Annotated in this window: 15 protein-coding genes and 1 pseudogene; 6 read left to right on the top strand and 10 right to left on the bottom strand. The window is 65.8% G+C overall.

The annotated features are described in order from the left end of the window. Window positions 1-50: 50 nt before the first annotated feature. A complete protein-coding gene (locus NA637_RS05190) occupies window positions 51-1,478 on the top strand; it encodes an ammonium transporter (RefSeq protein ID WP_256071271.1) in 1,428 nt (475 codons plus the stop codon). Window positions 1,479-1,534: 56 nt separating this feature from the next. After that, window positions 1,535-1,711: a hypothetical protein gene (locus tag NA637_RS05185; RefSeq protein WP_256071270.1), complete on the top strand. Its 177-nt coding sequence runs from the start codon at window positions 1,535-1,537 to the stop codon at window positions 1,709-1,711. Window positions 1,712-2,699: 988 nt separating this feature from the next. On the opposite strand, the gene NA637_RS05180 is transcribed toward NA637_RS05185, so the two are convergent. The 10 genes and pseudogenes from NA637_RS05180 to glnT form a co-directional block, all read right to left on the bottom strand. Beyond that, on the bottom strand, window positions 2,700-3,041 hold the full coding sequence (locus NA637_RS05180; protein WP_256071269.1) for a DMT family transporter: 342 nt from the start codon (window positions 3,039-3,041) through the stop codon (window positions 2,700-2,702). Window positions 3,042-3,188: 147 nt separating this feature from the next. After that, the gene (locus NA637_RS05175; RefSeq protein ID WP_256071268.1) at window positions 3,189-4,322 is read right to left on the bottom strand and encodes an aminomethyltransferase family protein; all 1,134 of its coding nucleotides are present in this window, start codon (window positions 4,320-4,322) and stop codon (window positions 3,189-3,191) included. Window positions 4,323-4,408: 86 nt separating this feature from the next. Continuing rightward, on the bottom strand, window positions 4,409-5,434 hold the full coding sequence (locus NA637_RS05170) for a heme-dependent oxidative N-demethylase family protein (protein ID WP_256071267.1): 1,026 nt from the start codon (window positions 5,432-5,434) through the stop codon (window positions 4,409-4,411). Between the two features lie 44 nt (window positions 5,435-5,478). Next, window positions 5,479-6,423: a PDR/VanB family oxidoreductase gene (locus NA637_RS05165; protein ID WP_256071266.1), complete on the bottom strand. Its 945-nt coding sequence runs from the start codon at window positions 6,421-6,423 to the stop codon at window positions 5,479-5,481. After that, window positions 6,420-6,959: a dimethylamine monooxygenase subunit DmmA family protein gene (locus NA637_RS05160; protein ID WP_256071265.1), complete on the bottom strand. Its 540-nt coding sequence runs from the start codon at window positions 6,957-6,959 to the stop codon at window positions 6,420-6,422. The genes NA637_RS05165 and NA637_RS05160 overlap by 4 nt, the downstream gene beginning before the upstream one ends. Before the next feature lie 248 nt (window positions 6,960-7,207). After that, a pseudogene (locus NA637_RS05155) lies at window positions 7,208-7,500 on the bottom strand (hypothetical protein); the annotation flags it as partial. Between the two features lie 112 nt (window positions 7,501-7,612). Further along, window positions 7,613-8,935 (bottom strand): FMN-binding glutamate synthase family protein, encoded by a 1,323-nt coding sequence (locus NA637_RS05150; RefSeq protein ID WP_256071264.1) that lies wholly within the window; start codon window positions 8,933-8,935, stop codon window positions 7,613-7,615. 93 nt (window positions 8,936-9,028) lie between these two features. Next, the gene (locus NA637_RS05145) at window positions 9,029-9,712 is read right to left on the bottom strand and encodes a protein glxC (protein WP_256071263.1); all 684 of its coding nucleotides are present in this window, start codon (window positions 9,710-9,712) and stop codon (window positions 9,029-9,031) included. Between the two features lie 12 nt (window positions 9,713-9,724). Further along, window positions 9,725-10,630 (bottom strand): class II glutamine amidotransferase, encoded by a 906-nt coding sequence (locus NA637_RS05140; RefSeq protein ID WP_256071262.1) that lies wholly within the window; start codon window positions 10,628-10,630, stop codon window positions 9,725-9,727. A gap of 23 nt (window positions 10,631-10,653) precedes the next feature. Beyond that, window positions 10,654-11,988 (bottom strand): type III glutamate--ammonia ligase, encoded by a 1,335-nt coding sequence (glnT, locus tag NA637_RS05135; RefSeq protein ID WP_256071261.1) that lies wholly within the window; start codon window positions 11,986-11,988, stop codon window positions 10,654-10,656. Window positions 11,989-12,240: 252 nt separating this feature from the next. Between glnT and NA637_RS05130 the strand changes: the two genes are divergently transcribed. The 4 genes from NA637_RS05130 (at window position 12,241) to NA637_RS05115 (ending at window position 16,191) form a co-directional block, all read left to right on the top strand. Continuing rightward, on the top strand, window positions 12,241-12,840 hold the full coding sequence (locus NA637_RS05130; protein WP_256071260.1) for a helix-turn-helix domain-containing protein: 600 nt from the start codon (window positions 12,241-12,243) through the stop codon (window positions 12,838-12,840). A gap of 341 nt (window positions 12,841-13,181) precedes the next feature. Next, complete coding sequence (gene purU / locus NA637_RS05125; protein ID WP_256071259.1) at window positions 13,182-14,048, top strand: formyltetrahydrofolate deformylase; 867 nt, start codon at window positions 13,182-13,184, stop codon at window positions 14,046-14,048. Then, complete coding sequence (folD, locus tag NA637_RS05120) at window positions 14,045-14,968, top strand: bifunctional methylenetetrahydrofolate dehydrogenase/methenyltetrahydrofolate cyclohydrolase FolD (RefSeq protein WP_256071258.1); 924 nt, start codon at window positions 14,045-14,047, stop codon at window positions 14,966-14,968. Before purU ends, folD begins: the two co-directional genes overlap by 4 nt. Beyond that, window positions 14,950-16,191, top strand: coding sequence for an FAD-dependent oxidoreductase (locus NA637_RS05115; protein ID WP_256071257.1), 1,242 nt, complete (start codon window positions 14,950-14,952; stop codon window positions 16,189-16,191). The genes folD and NA637_RS05115 overlap by 19 nt, the downstream gene beginning before the upstream one ends. Window positions 16,192-16,281: the final 90 nt, after the last annotated feature.

Here is a 16,281-nt window from a genome sequence, read left to right as displayed (position 1 = left end):
GGGAACTTTTTATAACTATAGATAAAAACACAGCAGCACCTTGTACAGGCGTGACCGCCACTGATCTGCCGGTGACTACCAACTCCAACTACTGCATCGAGGATTCGGCGATGGAAGAGCAGACGACACCCACCCTGGCAGAGCTGCAAGCTCTGATAGAAATGACCAACACCTTGAATATGGAAATATTCTACTGGTGGTGTACGGCATTGATGATCCTGATCCACGTAGGCTTCCTGTCCTACGAAATCGGCGCCTCCCGCCTGAAGAACGCCCTGGCCGCCGGCGTCAAGAATATCCTGGCCTTCGGCTTTGTCGTTCCCAGCGTGTTTCTGCTCGGCTGGGCCGTGTACAACGCCTTTCCCGACGGTCTGGTGCCGCGCATGGACGCGCTCCTGGCGGCGATGCCCTGGAGCGAATCCATGGGTCCGAACCTGCAGGACAACGCCACCGGCATCTTCTGGGGCGCCTTCGCCCTGTTCGCCGCCACCACCGGCTCGATCCTCTCCGGGGCGATCATCGAGCGTACGCGGATGAGCGCCTTCATCATCCTCACCATTGCCCTCGGTGGCTTTATCTGGCTACTGGCGGCTGCCTGGGGCTGGCATCCCGAGGGCTGGCTGACCGTGCAGTTCGGCTACCATGACGTCGGCGCGGCCGGCGTGGTGCACATGATCGCCGGCTTCTTCGCCCTGGCCGTGGTGATCAACCTCGGCGCGCGCATCGGCCGCTTCAACCCGGACGGCTCGGTCAACCCGATCGTCGGCCACAGCATGCCGATGAGCGTGGTCGGCCTGATGCTGATCATCGTCGGCTTCTTCGGCTTCCTCGGCGGCTGCATCATCTACAACAGCGGCGCCCAGTGGACCAACATCTACGGCCAGCCGACCAACCTCTCGGCCTTCGCCTTCAACACCCTGATGGGCTTCGCCGGCGGCCTGATCGGCGCCTACCTGACCACCCGCGAACCGTTCTGGATGATGTCCGGCGGCTTGGTGGGGATCATCTCCGTGGCCCCGGCGCTGGACCTCTACCACCCCGGCCTGGCCTACCTGATCGGCATGGGCGTCGCCGCGGCCGCGCCGCTGGTCAACAACCTGCTGCTCAAGCTCCGCCTCGACGACGCGGTCGGCGCCTTCGCCGTGCATGGCTTCAGCGGTTTTGCCGGCCTGCTCATCAGCGGCGTATTCCTCTCCGGCTACCCGAACGTCAACGGCATGGCCGAGATCAGCTTCACCGGCCAACTGGTCGGTGCCCTGGTCATGGCCGCGCTGGGCTTCATCCCCGGCTACGCCATCTCCTACGGGCTGAAGAAGCTCGGCATGCTGCGCGTACCGGCCTACGCCGAGGAACGCGGCCTCGACCTCACCGAAGTACCGGCCCAGGCCTACCCGGAATGGAGTGCCCTGTACGGCCACGCCACCATCGATGACGGCCGCGAGTTCACCACCCTCGTCGTCGAAAGCAAACCCGCCTGACGGCCCACCCCGGGGCGTGCCGCCGAGCGCCACGCCCCCAACACAGGAGCTTGACCATGAGCATCAGCACTTTCGAAGGCGCCGGCGCGGTTTTCACCTTCGCCGACAAACCCGCCATCCTGATGGTGATCACCTTCTTCGTCGCCGCCGTGAGCCTGTTCGCTCTGGTGGCGACCATGATCCACGAGAAGCACAGCTACGCCGATCCGCAACCAAAGAAACTGAAACACTGAGCCGCCGGCCCGTACCCGCGACAGGGTGCGGGCCCACCCACCGGGCGGCGTCCCTCGCTGCGCGGTCTTCTCTCACTCGCCACTGGGCAACGCCCACGAGCGCGCCCCGAACGGCCCGCTGGATCGCTGCAGTGTTGAATCAACCGCACCAGCTGATACAGGAGCTTCCATGTGGTGGAGCACAGGACGTGAATCCAGGGTGCCCCGCCCAAGCTGGCAACAGGCCCTGCTCGAGGGGGACATCGATACCGCCCTCGCCCTCGAAGCCGGGCAGATGCCCGCCGCCTTGCGCACCCGCCTGACGGTTCGACGGTTCCGCCGCAAGTCCCTGCCGCCCCACGGACGAATCCGCCGCCATCACCGCCCTGCTCGGCCGCCTGGAAGCCCTGCAGCGGCATGGCTGCCAGGCCATCGAGCAGGTCGAGAACGTCTGCGGTGAGATCAGCGCGCGCAGCGGCGAGCAGCTGCGCTACGTCGGCGACACGCGCGGCTTTCTCGACGACAGCAGCGCCGGCGCCGGCGCCGGCGCCGAGCAGTTGCGCAACGAAGTCGGCCTGGAATTCAAGGCCACGCACGGTTTCTTCTCCACGCAGTTCAGCGAACTGGTCGACCTGATCGAGGAACGCTCCGGCGCCTCGCACTAGGTCATCGGCAACATCGACAACATCGACAACATCGGCCGCACCGTCCAGCTGCTGTCGCTGAATGCCGCCATCGAGGCGGCCCATGGCTGGGCCAGGTCTACGGACCCGCACTGGCGCTTCGTAGATGGCGTGCACGACGCGGCCAGCCTGCTGGCCGCCGCCCAGCCCTGATCGACGAGGCTGTCGCGGGACATGCCACGGCGAAGGCCGACACCTCGCTCAACACCCGACCTATGATGCGGAGCGTAGGTTGGGTTGAGGCGCACAGCGCCGAAGCCCAACGCATTTCGAACGGGCAAAGCAGGAAATCGAGCGGCAGCCTCCGTACACGCCTGCTTCGCGTCTCAGGCCCGCGGTTCGGGGCTGGCCAGCTTCAAACCGACGATGCCGGCGATGATCATGACCAGGCACAGGCTGCGCAGCACGCCGAGCTGCTCGCCCATGTAGAGCATGGCGTACAGCACCGTGCCGATGGTGCCGATACCGACCCATACCGCATAGGCCAGTCCCAGCGGCAGCACGCGGACCGACAGGCTCAGCAGGTAGATGCTCAGCAGCAGGAAGAAGCCGCAGTACAAGCTCGGCCACAGGCGGGTGAAGCCGTCGGTGCGCGGAATGATCGAGGCATACAGCACCTCGCAGAGCCCCGCCAGCAGCAGGAATCCCCAGCCATTCAACCAGGCCATCGTGTTTCTCTCTCTTCGGACAGGGTGGCGCCGCTATGGATCGTGATGGAAACCGCCGTAGGGCGGGTGCAACCCGCCGGATCGGAGTTGGCTTTGGCCATCGTCCGCGCGGGTTGCACCCGCCCTACACCATCACCGGCACGGCGTTCAGCCCTTGGCGGTGCGCTTTTTCTTTTCCGGGTCGTCGAACGGCATGCTGTGGGCGATCGCCCTGGCCGTGAGGCTGCCGCGTACCTCCAGCGCCGTGCCCTGCTCGGCATAGGGCACCTCGAAGCGGGCGATGGCCATGGACTTTTGGCTCAGCCGCGAGTACATCGCGCAGGTGATCACCCCGACCTGCTTGCCATCGGCCCAGAGCGTGTCGCCTTCGGCCGCGGCCTGTTCGCCCTCGAGCAGCACGCCGAAGATCCTGAAGCGCTCCCGGCCCTTGAGCCGCGCATGCTCGATGCCGCCGCGAAACTCGCCCTTGGTCGGCGACACGGTGAAGTCCAGGCCCAGTTCCCACAGGGTGTCGCCGGCCGGCTCGTCGGCGAAGGGGTACTTCTCCGAGTTGTCGTAGGGGAAGAACAGCAAGTAGCTCTCGACCCGCAGCCAGTCCAGCGCGGTGAACGCGCAGGGGATGATACCCAGCGTTTTGCCCTTTTCCAGGATGCTGTCCCAGATCAGCGGCGCGTCGGCCGCCTTGCAGAAGATCTCGTAGCCGCGCTCGCCGGTGTAGCCGGTGCGCGAGATCATCACCGGACGGTCGAACAGCTTGGTCTGGACATGATGGAAGTAAGGCAATTCGCGGATGCCCGGCACGTGCTCGGCGAGGAAATCCACCGCCAGCGGCCCCTGCAGCGAGAGGTCGTGCAGGTCGTCGTCGAACAGCACCGCCACCTGGCGGCCCTGGGCCGAACGCACGAGCATCTCGTAGCCGTTGCCGGCGCCGTGCACCACCATGAAGGCGTTGGGTCCGGTGCGGTAGATGACGCAATCGTCGACGAACTTGCCCGCTTCGTTGAGCATCGTCGCGTAGACCGACTTGCCCGGGTAGAGCTTGGAAATGTCCCGGCTGGTGGCATATTCGAGCAGCGACTCGGCATGCGGCCCGACATAGTGCACCTTCTTCAGCCCGGAGACGTCCATCAGGCCAGCGCGGGTGCGGATCGCCTCGTGGGCATCGGCCAGCGAGGTGGTTCCGTAGGTCCAGGCCGTGCCCATGCCGTTCCAGTCTTCGAGGGCGGAACCCAGGGCACGATGCCGGGAAGCCAGGGCGGAAATGCGCCAGGAATTAGCCATGTTGTTCTCCTGTTGGTTGCAAGGCCTGCACGCAGGCGTCGTTCAAGGTGAATGCGCCGCGCTGCGACGATTGAAACTGCCTGCCCTCAGGCGGTCCGGACCTCCGGATCGAACTGGCTGAGCCAATCCACTACCGTCTGCCGGTAGAGGCTCAGCCCCTTGTAGTCGGCGATGGCCTCCGGCAGGTCCCTCAGCACGCGGTGCAGGCGGCAGGCCCAGGCCGGGTTGCTGGCCAGTTCCTCGAGGCTGATCAGGTAGGTGCGGATGCCGAACAGCAGCGCGTTACTGCGCGGCAGGCGCGGCATGAACTGCAGCTCGACGCGCAGGTGCACCAGCCGGGCGACGTTCTCCGGGGTCACCTGGCCGCGCTCGTGACCCCACTCGTGGAAGGTCTCGGACGAGGTATCCAGGCGCGGGTTGATGGTCATGGTCCAGTTCAGCCGGCGCACCGGCTGGCCGACCTGGATGTTCAGCAGGTACTTCAATGCACGGTCGAACACGCCCATCTGCGGCGCCAGCGGCACCGGCGCATGCCACTGCTTGAAGCTCATGCCGGCGTCGAACTTGATCGACCAGTCGGCCGGGCAGGTGACCATGCCGGCATCCATGAACAGGTCGCCGTCGCGCTGGTCGAGCACGGCGAAATCGCCCTGGACCTGGCGGGTGATGTATTCCAGCGGCTCGCACGGCAGGCTCGCCGGATCGCCAAAGGTGAAACGCTGCTCGATGCCCAGCGGACGGTTGATCCAGGTCCAGCGGTCGCCGTCGCGATGCAGGCTGAAGTGTTCCGGGTAGTCGGCGGCCAGGTGCTCCATGAGCATTTCCAGGCTGTCCCAGGCAGCCTGGGCCATGTGCGGCATCACCAGGCAGCGACCGGGGTCCCGCTCCAGCACGCGGGCGCGCTCGGCCATCTCCGAGACATAGTGCTCGTCGATGTCGAACCAGTGTTCGAACACCGAGCCCGGCGCACCGCCATTGGCCGGCTCGAGGTTCACCGAGTACATGTAGCTGTCCTCGGGGAACGGGAAGGGAAAGCGGGCGATCGCCTCGGGGCTGTTGCGGAAGGTGAAGTCGTCCCGGTAAGTCTCCAGGGGTTTCATGACGACGGGCATAGCGGGCACTCTCCTGGTGTCGAAAGGGTGGCGGATGGGTCTGCCTACAGGTCGAGCAGCAGCGCACTGGCGCAGCCGCCACGGGAAACGCAGGGCATCAGCGATTCGGTGCGCTGCCCTTCGTCGAGGTAGTGGTCGCGATGCTCCACCGCGCCGGCCAGGTAGCGCGTCGCGCACTGGCCGCAGACGCCGCCGCGGCACAGGTTCGGCAACTCGACACCGGCGGCCTCCAGCGCTTCCAGCAGGCTGAGGTCGGCCGGCACCTCGATGCGCTGGCCGCTGCGCGCCAGTTCGACGCTGAACGGCAGCCCCGGCTCGGGCGCGGCGAAGGCTTCCCAGTGCACGCGCCCATCCGGCCAGCCCAGCGCCCGGGCCTGCTCGCGCAACCCGACCAGCAGGCGCTGCGGGCCGCAGGCGTAGAGATGGGTGCCGAGCGGCTGGCCGGCCAGCAGTGCAGCGAGGTCCAGGCGTCGACTGGCGCTGGCGTCATAGGCGTGCAGGCGGTCCCCGAGACGTTCGGCCAGTTCGTCGACATAGGCGTCGGTGAGGTGACCGCGGAAGGCATAGTGCAGCTCGAACGAGGCGCCACGGGCCTGGAGTTCGGCGATATAGGCCATGAACGGGGTGATGCCGATACCGCCGGCCACCAGCACGTGATGGCTGGCCTGCGAATGCAGGGGGAACAGGTTGTGCGGCCGCGAAAGCCGCAGGCGGTCGCCCACCGCCACCCGCTCGTGCATGAAGCGCGAGCCGCCGCGCGAATCGTCCTGCAGGCGCACGGCAATACGGTAGTGGCTGCTGTCGGCCGGATCGCCGAGTAGCGAGTAGGCGTTGCGCAGCGTGCGTTCGCCCAGCGGCATCAGCACCTGCACGTGGCTGCCGGAGGAGAAGCCCGGCAGTTGCCGTTCGGCCGCCTCGAAGGTGAATTCGCGGACCACCGGCGTCAACTGGCGCACGGCAGTGACCTTGGCCTCCAGCAGTGCGCTCATGGCCGGCCCTCCCCGTAGGGGCGGCTCGGATCGAGGCAGACGCCCATGTAGGCGCCCAGGCGCTGGGAGAAGTGCTCGCGGACCAGCAGGCGGACGCCGCAGCCGCTGCAGCCGGCCTCGCCCTCCTCGCCGATGTCCTGGAAGGTGCCGCAGTGCACGCAGTAGAGCCGCCGCCGCACACCGCTCTTGAACAGCTCGATCTCGTCGCCGAGCAGACCGGCGTGGCGGGCCAGGCGGTAGACGTGCCAGAGGAAAACCTCGTCGCCGCTCACGTAAAGCCGCGTGCCCACCTCGGCCCGCTCCAGCAGCAGTTGCAGGCGCAGGTAAAGGGCTGCGGGACTCGTGAAGCGCTCGTGCGGGAGGTCCGCCGCCAGCTCGCCGCCCAGGCTGAGCAATTGGGCTTCCGGTTGATCCAGCAAGGGCGCGGCGCAGGCCGCATCCTGCGCCACCACGAGGCGGCGGCGTGCCGGTTGTGGCGAAGCCTCGGTGCGATAGCGGGGTTTGCTGAAGATCGTATCGCTGCCTGACGCGGTCATCTGAAGCCTCCCTGAAACACGAAATCGGCACGCATGGGTGAATGGGTCATTCACTCGTAAAAATTCCCAGAAGGAACTTTTTGTTCCCTTAAAGAAAGCACGGAGCATGCCAGTTCTCCGACCTGCCGGGTTTTGCCGGCGCCTGGCCCCTGCAGCGGCACCGCCGCGGGCAGAACGACCGGAAAATGCACAAATCAGGATCAAACAGCGGGAATAACGGGCCGGATCGGCGCAATGGGCAGAATTTCCGTGGCGTCGATCACCAGGCTGTAGCCATAGATCCCCCACAGCACGCCGATCGCGCCGCCAACGGCCAGGCACTGGGTGAATACCGAAAGGACGTTCTTGCTGCGCACCATGCGGCCATAGAACAGCGCCAGCCCGGGTACCAGCATCCTCAGCACCAATGCCGTGGAATCATCATCCAGGCCGTGTCGCCGCTATCGAGCACGGCTTCATCGGCCAGGGCCAGGCCCGGCAGCACGGCCAGGGCGGCCAGTCCCGCACGCAGCCCACGGGCTGCGCCTTCATTCAATCGCATTGTCGTTTCCCAAGATTCGAATCGAAATCGCACTCGCGTTCCGGCGCTCCCATGGCGCCGGTGCTATCCGCGAGGCGCCGGAGGACGCCTGCGACAAAGAGGGAACGGGCCCCTAGAAGCCCTGCCCCGGCACCCAGCGGGTGCCCGCCAGCGGAACCCGCGCCATGGCGGCGGACTCCACGGTCAGTGCCACCAGATCCTCGGGATCGAGGTTGTGCAGGTGCGACTTGCCGCAGGCACGGGCCATGGTCTGGGCCTCCAGCACCAGGACGCGCAGGTAGTTGGCCAGCCGGCGACCGCCCTCCACCGGGTCGAGGCGCTTGGCCAGCTCCGGATCCTGGGTGGTGATGCCGGCCGGGTCGCGGCCGTTCTGCCAGTCGTCGTAGAAACCGGCGGCCGAGCCGATCTTCTTCAACTCCGCGTCCAGGCGCGGGTGGTTGTCGCCCAGGGCAATCAGCGCGGCGGTGCCGATGGCCACCGCATCGGCGCCCAGGGCCATGGCCTTGGCCACGTCGGCGCCGGTGCGGATGCCGCCGGAGACGATCAGCTGCACCTTGCGGTGCATGTCCATCTCCTGCAGGGCCTGTACCGCCTGGGGGATGGCCGAGAGGATCGGGATGCCGACGTGCTCGATGAACACCTCCTGGGTCGCCGCGGTGCCGCCCTGCATGCCGTCGAGCACGATCACATCGGCGCCGGCCTTCACCGCCAGCTTGACGTCGTAGTACGGCCGGCTGGCGCCGATCTTCACGTAGATGGGTTTTTCCCAGTCGGTGATCTCGCGGATTTCGGCGATCTTGATCGCCAGGTCGTCGGGGCCGGTCCAGTCCGGGTGGCGGCAGGCGCTGCGCTGGTCGACGCCCACCGGCAGGGTGCGCATGCCGGCCACGCGCTCGGTGACCTTCATGCCCAGCAGCATGCCGCCGCCGCCCGGCTTGGCGCCCTGGCCGAGGACGATCTCGATGGCATCGGCCTTGCGCAGGTCGTCCGGGTTCATGCCGTAGCGCGACGGCAGGTACTGGTAGACCAGGTGCTGCGACTGGCCGCGCTCTTCCGGGGTCATGCCGCCGTCGCCGGTGGTGGTGCTGGTGCCGGCGATGCTGGCGCCGCGGCCGAGGGCTTCCTTGGCCTGGGCGGACAGCGCGCCGAAACTCATGCCGGCGATGGTCACCGGGATCCTCAGGTGGATCGGCTTCTTGGCGAAGCGGGTGCCGAGCACCACGTCGGTGCCGCACTTCTCGCGGTAGCCCTCCAGCGGGTAGCGCGACATGCTGGCGCCGAGCAGCAGCAGGTCGTCGAAGTGCGGCACCTTGCGCTTGGTGCCGCCGCCGCGGATGTCGTAGATGCCGGTCTCGGCGGCACGCTGGATTTCCTGGATGGTCAGGCGGTCGAAGGTGGCGGACTCGCGCAGTACCGGTGGATATTCGTTGCTCATGGGAAAACTCCTCGAAGGCTTTTTGTAGGAGCGGGCCATGCCCGCGAACGCTTTTTCGCGGGCATGGCCCGCTCCTACAAGAGTCAGGGGTGGTCAGTACGCCGAGGCGTTGTCGACCTTGAAGTTGTAGAGCTGGCGGGCCGAGCCGTAGCGCTTGAAGCTGGCCGGGTCCTCGTCGAAGCCGGCGCGGTTCAGCAGTTCGGCCAGTTCCTCCAGGTGCTCGGCGCGCATCTCCTTCTCGATGCAGTCCGAACCCAGCGACTTGACCCTGCCCTTGACGTAGATGCGCGTCTCGTAGAGCGAATCGCCCAGCGCATCGCCGGCATCGCCGCAGACCACCAGCCGGCCCGCCTGCGCCATGAAGCAGCTCATGTGGCCGATGCTGCCGCCGACCACGATGTCGACGCCCTTCATCGAGATGCCGCAGCGTGCGCCGGCATCGCCCTCGATCACCAGCAGGCCGCCATGGGCGGTGGCGCCGGCCGATTGCGAGGCGCTGCCTTTCACGCGGACCGAGCCGGACATCATGTTCTCGGCCACGCCGACGCCGACGTTGCCGTGCACGGTGACGCTGGCCTTCTGGTTCATGCCCGCGCAGTAGTAGCCGGCGTGCCCCTGGATATCGATGGACAGCGCCTCGTTCACGCCCACCGCGAGGTTGTGCTTGCCGTCCGGATGGGTGACGACCCACTCGCGCTCGTCGAGGGTCTTCGCCTGGTCGTGCAGCGCCTGGTTGAGATCACGCACGGTGGATTCGCTGAGATGGATGGTTTTCATTCGGTGCGCTCCTCAAACAGCCTGTTTTTCCCAGACATACAGGGTCGCCGGCTCCGGCTCCCAGACCTTGGCCTTGTCGATCCCCGGCAGGCTGGCCAGCGCCTGGTACTCCGAGGCCATGGCCACGTAGTCGTCGGTCTCGGCGAGGATCGCCGGCTTGCAGGCGATGGGGTCGCGGATCACCGCGAAGCCGTCGCGGGTGCCGATGGCGAAGGTGAAGAAGCCGTCGAGGTCTTCCAGGGCGTGATCGAGCGCCTGTTGCAGGCTGTCGCCCTGCTGCAGGCGCCAGGTCAGGTAGCCGGCGGCGACCTCGGTGTCGTTCTCTGTCTCGAAGCCGATGCCCTGGCGCTCGAGCTCCTGGCGCAGGTGGAAGTGGTTGGACAGCGAGCCGTTGTGCACCAGGCACAGGTCGTCGCCGGTGGAGAACGGGTGGCTGCCCTCCATGGTGACTGCGCTTTCGGTCGCCATGCGCGTGTGACCGATGATGTGGCTGCCCTGCATGCCGACCAGCGAAAAGCGCTCGGCGATCTCCGCCGGCAGGCCCATGCCCTTGAGAATCTCGATGCTCCGGCCTGCGCTCATGATGCGTACGTCCGGTGCCAGCGTCTTCAGCGCGGCACGCACCACGGTCTCGTCGGCGTCGATTTTCAGCACGGCGGCGCTGGCGTTCCTGAACCAGTCCAGGGAGCAGCCGAGGCAGCCTTCCAGTTCGCCCATCAGGGCCTTCCAGTCATAGTCGGCCTCGCCGCTCTGCAGGGTCAGCTTGACCCAGCCGTCCTTGACCTCATCGCCATAAATGGCGAAACCGGCACTGTCCGGTCCGCGTCCGGTCATGGCCAGCAGCATCGGTTCGAACAGCTTGCCGAGCTGGGATTCCAGCGCCGGGTTCTTCAGATAGAGACCCACGATTCCACACATAGAAGCAGTCCTCACTTCGTTCGCTAGAAAAACTCGGTATATCGCTGGATTTCCCAGTCGGAGACATGGCGGCTGTATTCCACCCATTCCATGCGCTTGAGCTTGAGGAACTCGTCGACGATCTCGGCGCCGAGCGCCTCGCGGAACAGCGGATCGGCTTCCAGCGCGTCGCAGGCTTCCTTGAGCGACTGCGGCAGGGTCTGGATCCCGCGCGCGGCGATCTTTTCCAGCCCCAGATCGTAGAGGTTCTCGTTGCACGGCGCCCCGGCCTTGAGCTGGCGGTCGATGCCGTCGAGCCCCGCGGCGATGATCGCGGCGGTGACCAGGTAGGGATTGCAGCCGGCATCCGGCAGGCGGAACTCGATGCGCCCGTAGGGGATGCGCACCATCGCCGAGCGGTTGTTGGCGCCGTAGGCGACGAATGCCGGCGCCCAGGTCGCGCCGGACAGCGAGCGCCCTACCACCAGCCGCTTGTAGGAATTGACCGTCGGCGCGGCAAAGGCGCATAGCGCCGGCGCGTGGGCCAGCAGGCCGGCGGCGAAGTGATAGGCCATCTTCGACAGCCCCATGCCGCTGGGGTCGCTGGCGTCGTGGAACAGGTTGCCGTTGTCCGCGTCGCCGATCGACAGGTGGAAGTGCATGCCGTTGCCGGCGCGCTTGGGGTCCGGCTTGGGCATGAACGAGCAGATCATCCCCAGCTCGTTGGCGATCTCCCCGGCGGCCATGCGGAAGAAGGTGAAGCGGTCCGCGGAGGTCATGGCGTCACTGTAGGTGTAGTTGATCTCGAACTGGCCGTTGGCGTCCTCGTGGTCGATCTGGTAGACCTCGAAGTCGACCTTCTGCAGGGCTTCGGTCAGGCGCTCGAGGAATTCGCGCGAACGCGACAGGCCCTTGTAGTCGTAGCAGGGCTTGTCCAGGTTGTCGCTGGCGTCGACCAGTTGCAGGCGGCCCTCGGCGTCACGACGGAACAGGCTGAATTCGGGCTCAAGGCCGGTATTGAGGGTCCAGCCGCGTTCGCTCAGGCGGCGTACCTGCTGCTGCAGCACGTAGCGGCTGTCGTAGGGCCAGGGCTTGCCGTCGACGTGGCCGATGCACAGCACGCGGCCATAGCCGGGCTGCCAGGGCACCGGCGTCAGGGTGGTGAGGTCGCCACGCGCCATGAAATCCGGCCCGTGGGGCTCCATGCCCATGCCGCAGATGGCGAAACCGGCAAAACCGGCGCCCACCTCCGCGACCGACTCCAGCCCGCACACCGGCACGGATTTGGTCTTGGCCGAGCCATGGATATCGACAAACTGTGCCAGGACGTACTTGATACCGTGCTGGTCGATGATTCGCTGTGTTTCGCTGGGCAACATCGTGATTCGCTCCTTGGTGGGGCTGCATATATTCCGCAAAGGAAATTAATTTTCGCATTAGGAAATGCAAGGCGCTTGCCAACCTGCCCATGGGAACCGAAACACGCCGTGAAACCCGTTTGTTCTATATAAGGAGGAAAGATGTTTTCATAAGTGGAAAATTCGCACCGCCCGGAACCCCGCCATGGCCCAGGAGCCTGCTAATTCCTGGTGCGAGACATATATTTCAAGAACCAAAATCGCGCAGACCCAATGACCCAATCGACCGATACACCGCCCCGCCTCAAACTCGAGCAGTACCTCGGCATTCAACTCAAGCGCCAGCGCCAAGCCCAGGGCCTGAAAATCGCCGACGTGGCCCGCATCGCCGGCATCAGCCAGGGCATGCTGAGCAAGATCGAGAACGCCCAGGTCTCCACCAGCCTGGATTCCCTCAGCCGCCTGTGCGACGTGCTCGGCATGCCGATGTCCAAGCTGTTCAGCCAGTACGACCAGCAAGGCAGCGGGGCCCTCCTGGTCAAACAGGGCGAAGGCATGGAAGTGGTGCGCCGCGGCACCGAGAAAGGCCACACCTACCATCTGCTGAACCATACCCGCGGGCCGAAGAAGAGCTTCGAGGCCTACATGATCACCATGGACGATGCCAGCGAGGAGTTCCCCACTTTCTCCCATCCGGGCACCGAGTTCGTTCACCTGCTCGAAGGCGAACTGATCTATCGCCACGGCAACCTGCTCTACTCGATGCACGCCGGCGACAGCCTGACCTTCGACGGCGAAGTCCCGCATGGGCCGGAGAAGCTGGTCGAAGTGCCGATCCGCCTGCTCTCGATCATGAACTACGACAAGGATTAGGGCCTGGGCTGGAACGCCTGAACTCTGCCGGTCGTAGGGCGCGTGCAACCCACCGGACATGCCTCAGGACGGCGCCCGTCGGCGGGTTGCACCCGTCCTACTTGCCTGACCCTCCCCGCCTCAAGCCCCACCGCCCCTCTTCGCTCCCGGATCCGATCCGCGAAGAATTTCCTGCTGCGATATTTTTTTCCTAGATGTATAGACCTTAAGAATCCGTTCGCTTATAAAACCAATCAAGCGAAAGATATATTCCCATCAGTTAAAAATATTCGCACCTGAACAGACTGTTCACCCACGAACATTGCACTTGCCTTCTGCCTCTACCCCCTCGAGGACTAGACATGCAACACGCACAGGATCACTTCATCATCAAGGTCAGCTGCCCGGCCACCTCGGGCATCGTCGCCGCGGTGACGTCCTTCCTCTCCGCCAACGGTTGCTACATCAGTGAAATGGCGCAATTCGACGATGAGTTCAGCGGTCGGTTCTTCATGCGCGCGGTGTTTCGCTTCAATGCCGGCCTGGAAGGCGACATCGCCAGCATCGAACAGGGCTTCGTCGCCGTCGCCAACGACTTCGACATGACTTGGGAACTGCACAGCACGGCCCGCCCGATGCGGGTTCTGCTGATGGTGAGCAAATTCGACCATTGCCTGAACGACCTGCTGTATCGCTATCACAAGGGCGAGATGGACATGCAGATCACCGCCATCGTTTCCAACCACCTGGACCTGCGACCGATGGCCGAGCGCGAGGGCATCCGCTTCATCTACCTGCCGGTGACCAAGGAAACCAAGGCCCGCCAGGAAGCCGAGCTGATGAAGGTCGTCGACGAGACCGAAACCGAGCTGGTGGTGCTGGCGCGCTACATGCAGATCCTCTCCGACGACCTGTGCAAGCAACTCTCGGGCCGCGCGATCAACATCCACCATTCGTTCCTGCCCGGCTTCAAGGGCGCCAAGCCGTACCACCAGGCCTTCGAGCGTGGCGTGAAGCTGATCGGCGCCACCGCCCACTACGTCACCTCCGACCTCGACGAAGGCCCGATCATCGAGCAGCAGGTGCAGCGCGTCGACCATGCCTACAAGCCCGACGACCTGGTGAACATCGGTCGCGACACCGAAACCGTGGCGCTCTCCAAGGCGGTCAAGTACCACCTGCAGCACCGCGTCTTCCTCAACCACGACAAGACGGTGATCTTCCGGTGAACAGCCCGACTTGCGACAAACTCATCGACGGCAAGGCCGTCTCGGCGAAGGTCCTCGCCGAAGTGGCGGCCGACGTCGCCCTGCTCGCCGCCGAAGGCATCCAGCCGGCGCTGGCGGTGGTGCTGGTCGGCGACGACCCGGCCAGCCACGTCTACGTGCGCAACAAGGTGCTGCGCGCCGGCGAGGTGGGCATCCGCTCGCTGGAGCACCGGCTGCCGGCCGATGCCAGCGCCGAGCAGGTGCTGGCGCTGATCGCCGAACTGAATGCCGATGCCGAGGTGCACGGCATTCTGGTGCAACTGCCGCTGCCGGCGCACATCGACGAAACCCGCGTCTTGCAGGCCGTCGATCCGGCCAAGGACGTCGACGGCTTCCACAGCGAGAACGTCGGCGGCCTCAGCCAGGGCCGCGATGTGCTCACCCCCTGCACCCCGGCCGGCTGCATGCGCCTGCTGCGCGACACCCTCGGCGGCCTGCGCGGCAAGCACGCGGTGGTGATCGGCCGCTCGAACATCGTCGGCAAGCCGATGGCGGCGCTGCTGCTGCAGGCCGACTGCACGGTGACCCTGCTGCATTCGCGCAGCCAGGACCCGCAGCGCCTGTGCCGCCAGGCCGACATCGTGGTCGCCGCGGTCGGCCGGCCACGGATGATCGACGCCAGCTGGCTCAAGCCCGGCGCGGTGGTGATCGATGTCGGCATCAACCGCATCGAAGAAGATGGCCGCACCCGGCTGGTCGGCGACGTCGACTACGCCAGCGCCCTGCCCGTGGCCTCGGCGATCACCCCGGTGCCGGGCGGCGTCGGTCCGATGACCATCGCCATGCTGATGCAGAACACCCTGACCGCTGCCCGCCAGCAGCGTGCGCACGCGTCGGCCGCCACGGCCGCGGAGGAGGCAGCATGCCGTTCAGCCTGCTGAAGTACGGTCTGTCCTCGGAGTACCCGGCGGAAGTCGACCTGCCGGCGCCGAAGGAACTCAAGGACAGCTACGACGTGGTGATCATCGGTGGTGGCGGCCACGGCCTGGCCACCGCCTACTACCTGGCCAGGTACCACGGCGTGACCAACGTCGCGGTGCTGGAGAAGGCGTATCTCGGTGGCGGCAACACCGCGCGCAACACCGCGGTGATCCGCTCGAACTACCTCACCAGCGAAGGTGTGCGCTTCTATACCGAGTCGGTGAAGCTGTTCAAGGCGCTCTCCAACGAGTTCGACTTCAACATCATGTATTCCGAGCGCGGCCAGCTGACCCTCGCCCACACCGACGCGACGGTGCGCGCCTTCCGCCAGCGCGCCGAGGTGAACAAGCACTTCGGCGGCCGCACCGAGATGATCGACCGCCAGCAGATCCGCGAACTGGTGCCGACGCTCAACCTCGACCCCGGCCACCTGCCGGTGCTCGCCGGCCTCTGGCATATCGACGGTGCCACCGCGCGCCACGACGCCGTGGCCTGGGGCTACGCCAAGCAGGCGGCCAAGCGCGGGGTGGAAATTCACCAGTTGACCGAGGTGCAGGACTTCGTGGTCGAGAACGGCCGTGTCGCCGCGGTGAAGACCAACCGTGGCACCGTGAAGTGCGGTTGCGCGGTGCAGGCCATCGCCGGCTACAGCTCGCTGCTGATGAACAAGCTGGGCATCCGCGCGCCGATCCACAGCTACCCGCTGCAGGCGATGGTGACTCAGCCGTTCAAGCCCTTCCTCGATCCGCTGGTGAGCTCCTCGGCGCTGCACTGCTATGTGCAGCAGACCGGTCGCGGCGAGGTGGTGATCGGCGGCGGTTCGGACCCCTACCCGCTGTACAACACCCGCTCGACCCTGGAGCTCAAGGAGGGCCTGCTGGCCCATGCCATCGAGATGTTCCCGTTCCTCGCCAACGCCAGGCTGATGCGCCAGTGGGCCGGCATCACCGACATGACGCCCGACTACAGCCCGATCATGGGGCTGTCGCCGCTGGAGAACTACTACCTGGACGCCGGCTGGGGCACCTGGGGCTTCAAGGCCACGCCGATCTGCGGCAAGACCATGGCCGAACTGGTCGCCAGCGGCGGCAAGGTCCCGGAGCTCATCCGTCCCTTCGCCCTGGAACGCTTCTCGCGCTTCCGGCAGGTCAACGAGATGGGCGCCACGGCGGCCAGCCACTGATGACGACGCACCGGATTCTTTCATGTAGGAGCGAGCTTGCTCGCGATCACGGCGTCAGCCGCCTCCCAGCGTTGCCCGCATCGCCGCAAT

Origin of the sequence: Stutzerimonas stutzeri (genome assembly GCF_024448935.1) — a bacterium.
Lineage (GTDB): Bacteria > Pseudomonadota > Gammaproteobacteria > Pseudomonadales > Pseudomonadaceae > Stutzerimonas > Stutzerimonas stutzeri_AO.
This window is presented reverse-complemented; position numbering and strand designations above follow the sequence as displayed.

What these genes read in the sequence shown, in the direction of transcription:
- NA637_RS05185 (WP_256071270.1), top strand. Translation starts at nt 1,535, where the DNA reads ATGAGCATCAGCACTTTCGAAGGCGCCGGCGCGGTTTTCACCTTCGCC.
- NA637_RS05180 (WP_256071269.1), bottom strand. Translation starts at nt 3,041, where the DNA reads ATGGCCTGGTTGAATGGCTGGGGATTCCTGCTGCTGGCGGGGCTCTGC.
- NA637_RS05175 (WP_256071268.1), bottom strand. Translation starts at nt 4,322, where the DNA reads ATGGCTAATTCCTGGCGCATTTCCGCCCTGGCTTCCCGGCATCGTGCC.
- NA637_RS05170 (WP_256071267.1), bottom strand. Translation starts at nt 5,434, where the DNA reads ATGCCCGTCGTCATGAAACCCCTGGAGACTTACCGGGACGACTTCACC.
- NA637_RS05165 (WP_256071266.1), bottom strand. Translation starts at nt 6,423, where the DNA reads ATGAGCGCACTGCTGGAGGCCAAGGTCACTGCCGTGCGCCAGTTGACG.
- NA637_RS05160 (WP_256071265.1), bottom strand. Translation starts at nt 6,959, where the DNA reads ATGACCGCGTCAGGCAGCGATACGATCTTCAGCAAACCCCGCTATCGC.
- NA637_RS05150 (WP_256071264.1), bottom strand. Translation starts at nt 8,935, where the DNA reads ATGAGCAACGAATATCCACCGGTACTGCGCGAGTCCGCCACCTTCGAC.
- NA637_RS05145 (WP_256071263.1), bottom strand. Translation starts at nt 9,712, where the DNA reads ATGAAAACCATCCATCTCAGCGAATCCACCGTGCGTGATCTCAACCAG.
- NA637_RS05140 (WP_256071262.1), bottom strand. Translation starts at nt 10,630, where the DNA reads ATGTGTGGAATCGTGGGTCTCTATCTGAAGAACCCGGCGCTGGAATCC.
- glnT (WP_256071261.1), bottom strand. Translation starts at nt 11,988, where the DNA reads ATGTTGCCCAGCGAAACACAGCGAATCATCGACCAGCACGGTATCAAG.
- NA637_RS05130 (WP_256071260.1), top strand. Translation starts at nt 12,241, where the DNA reads ATGACCCAATCGACCGATACACCGCCCCGCCTCAAACTCGAGCAGTAC.
- purU (WP_256071259.1), top strand. Translation starts at nt 13,182, where the DNA reads ATGCAACACGCACAGGATCACTTCATCATCAAGGTCAGCTGCCCGGCC.
- NA637_RS05115 (WP_256071257.1), top strand. Translation starts at nt 14,950, where the DNA reads ATGCCGTTCAGCCTGCTGAAGTACGGTCTGTCCTCGGAGTACCCGGCG.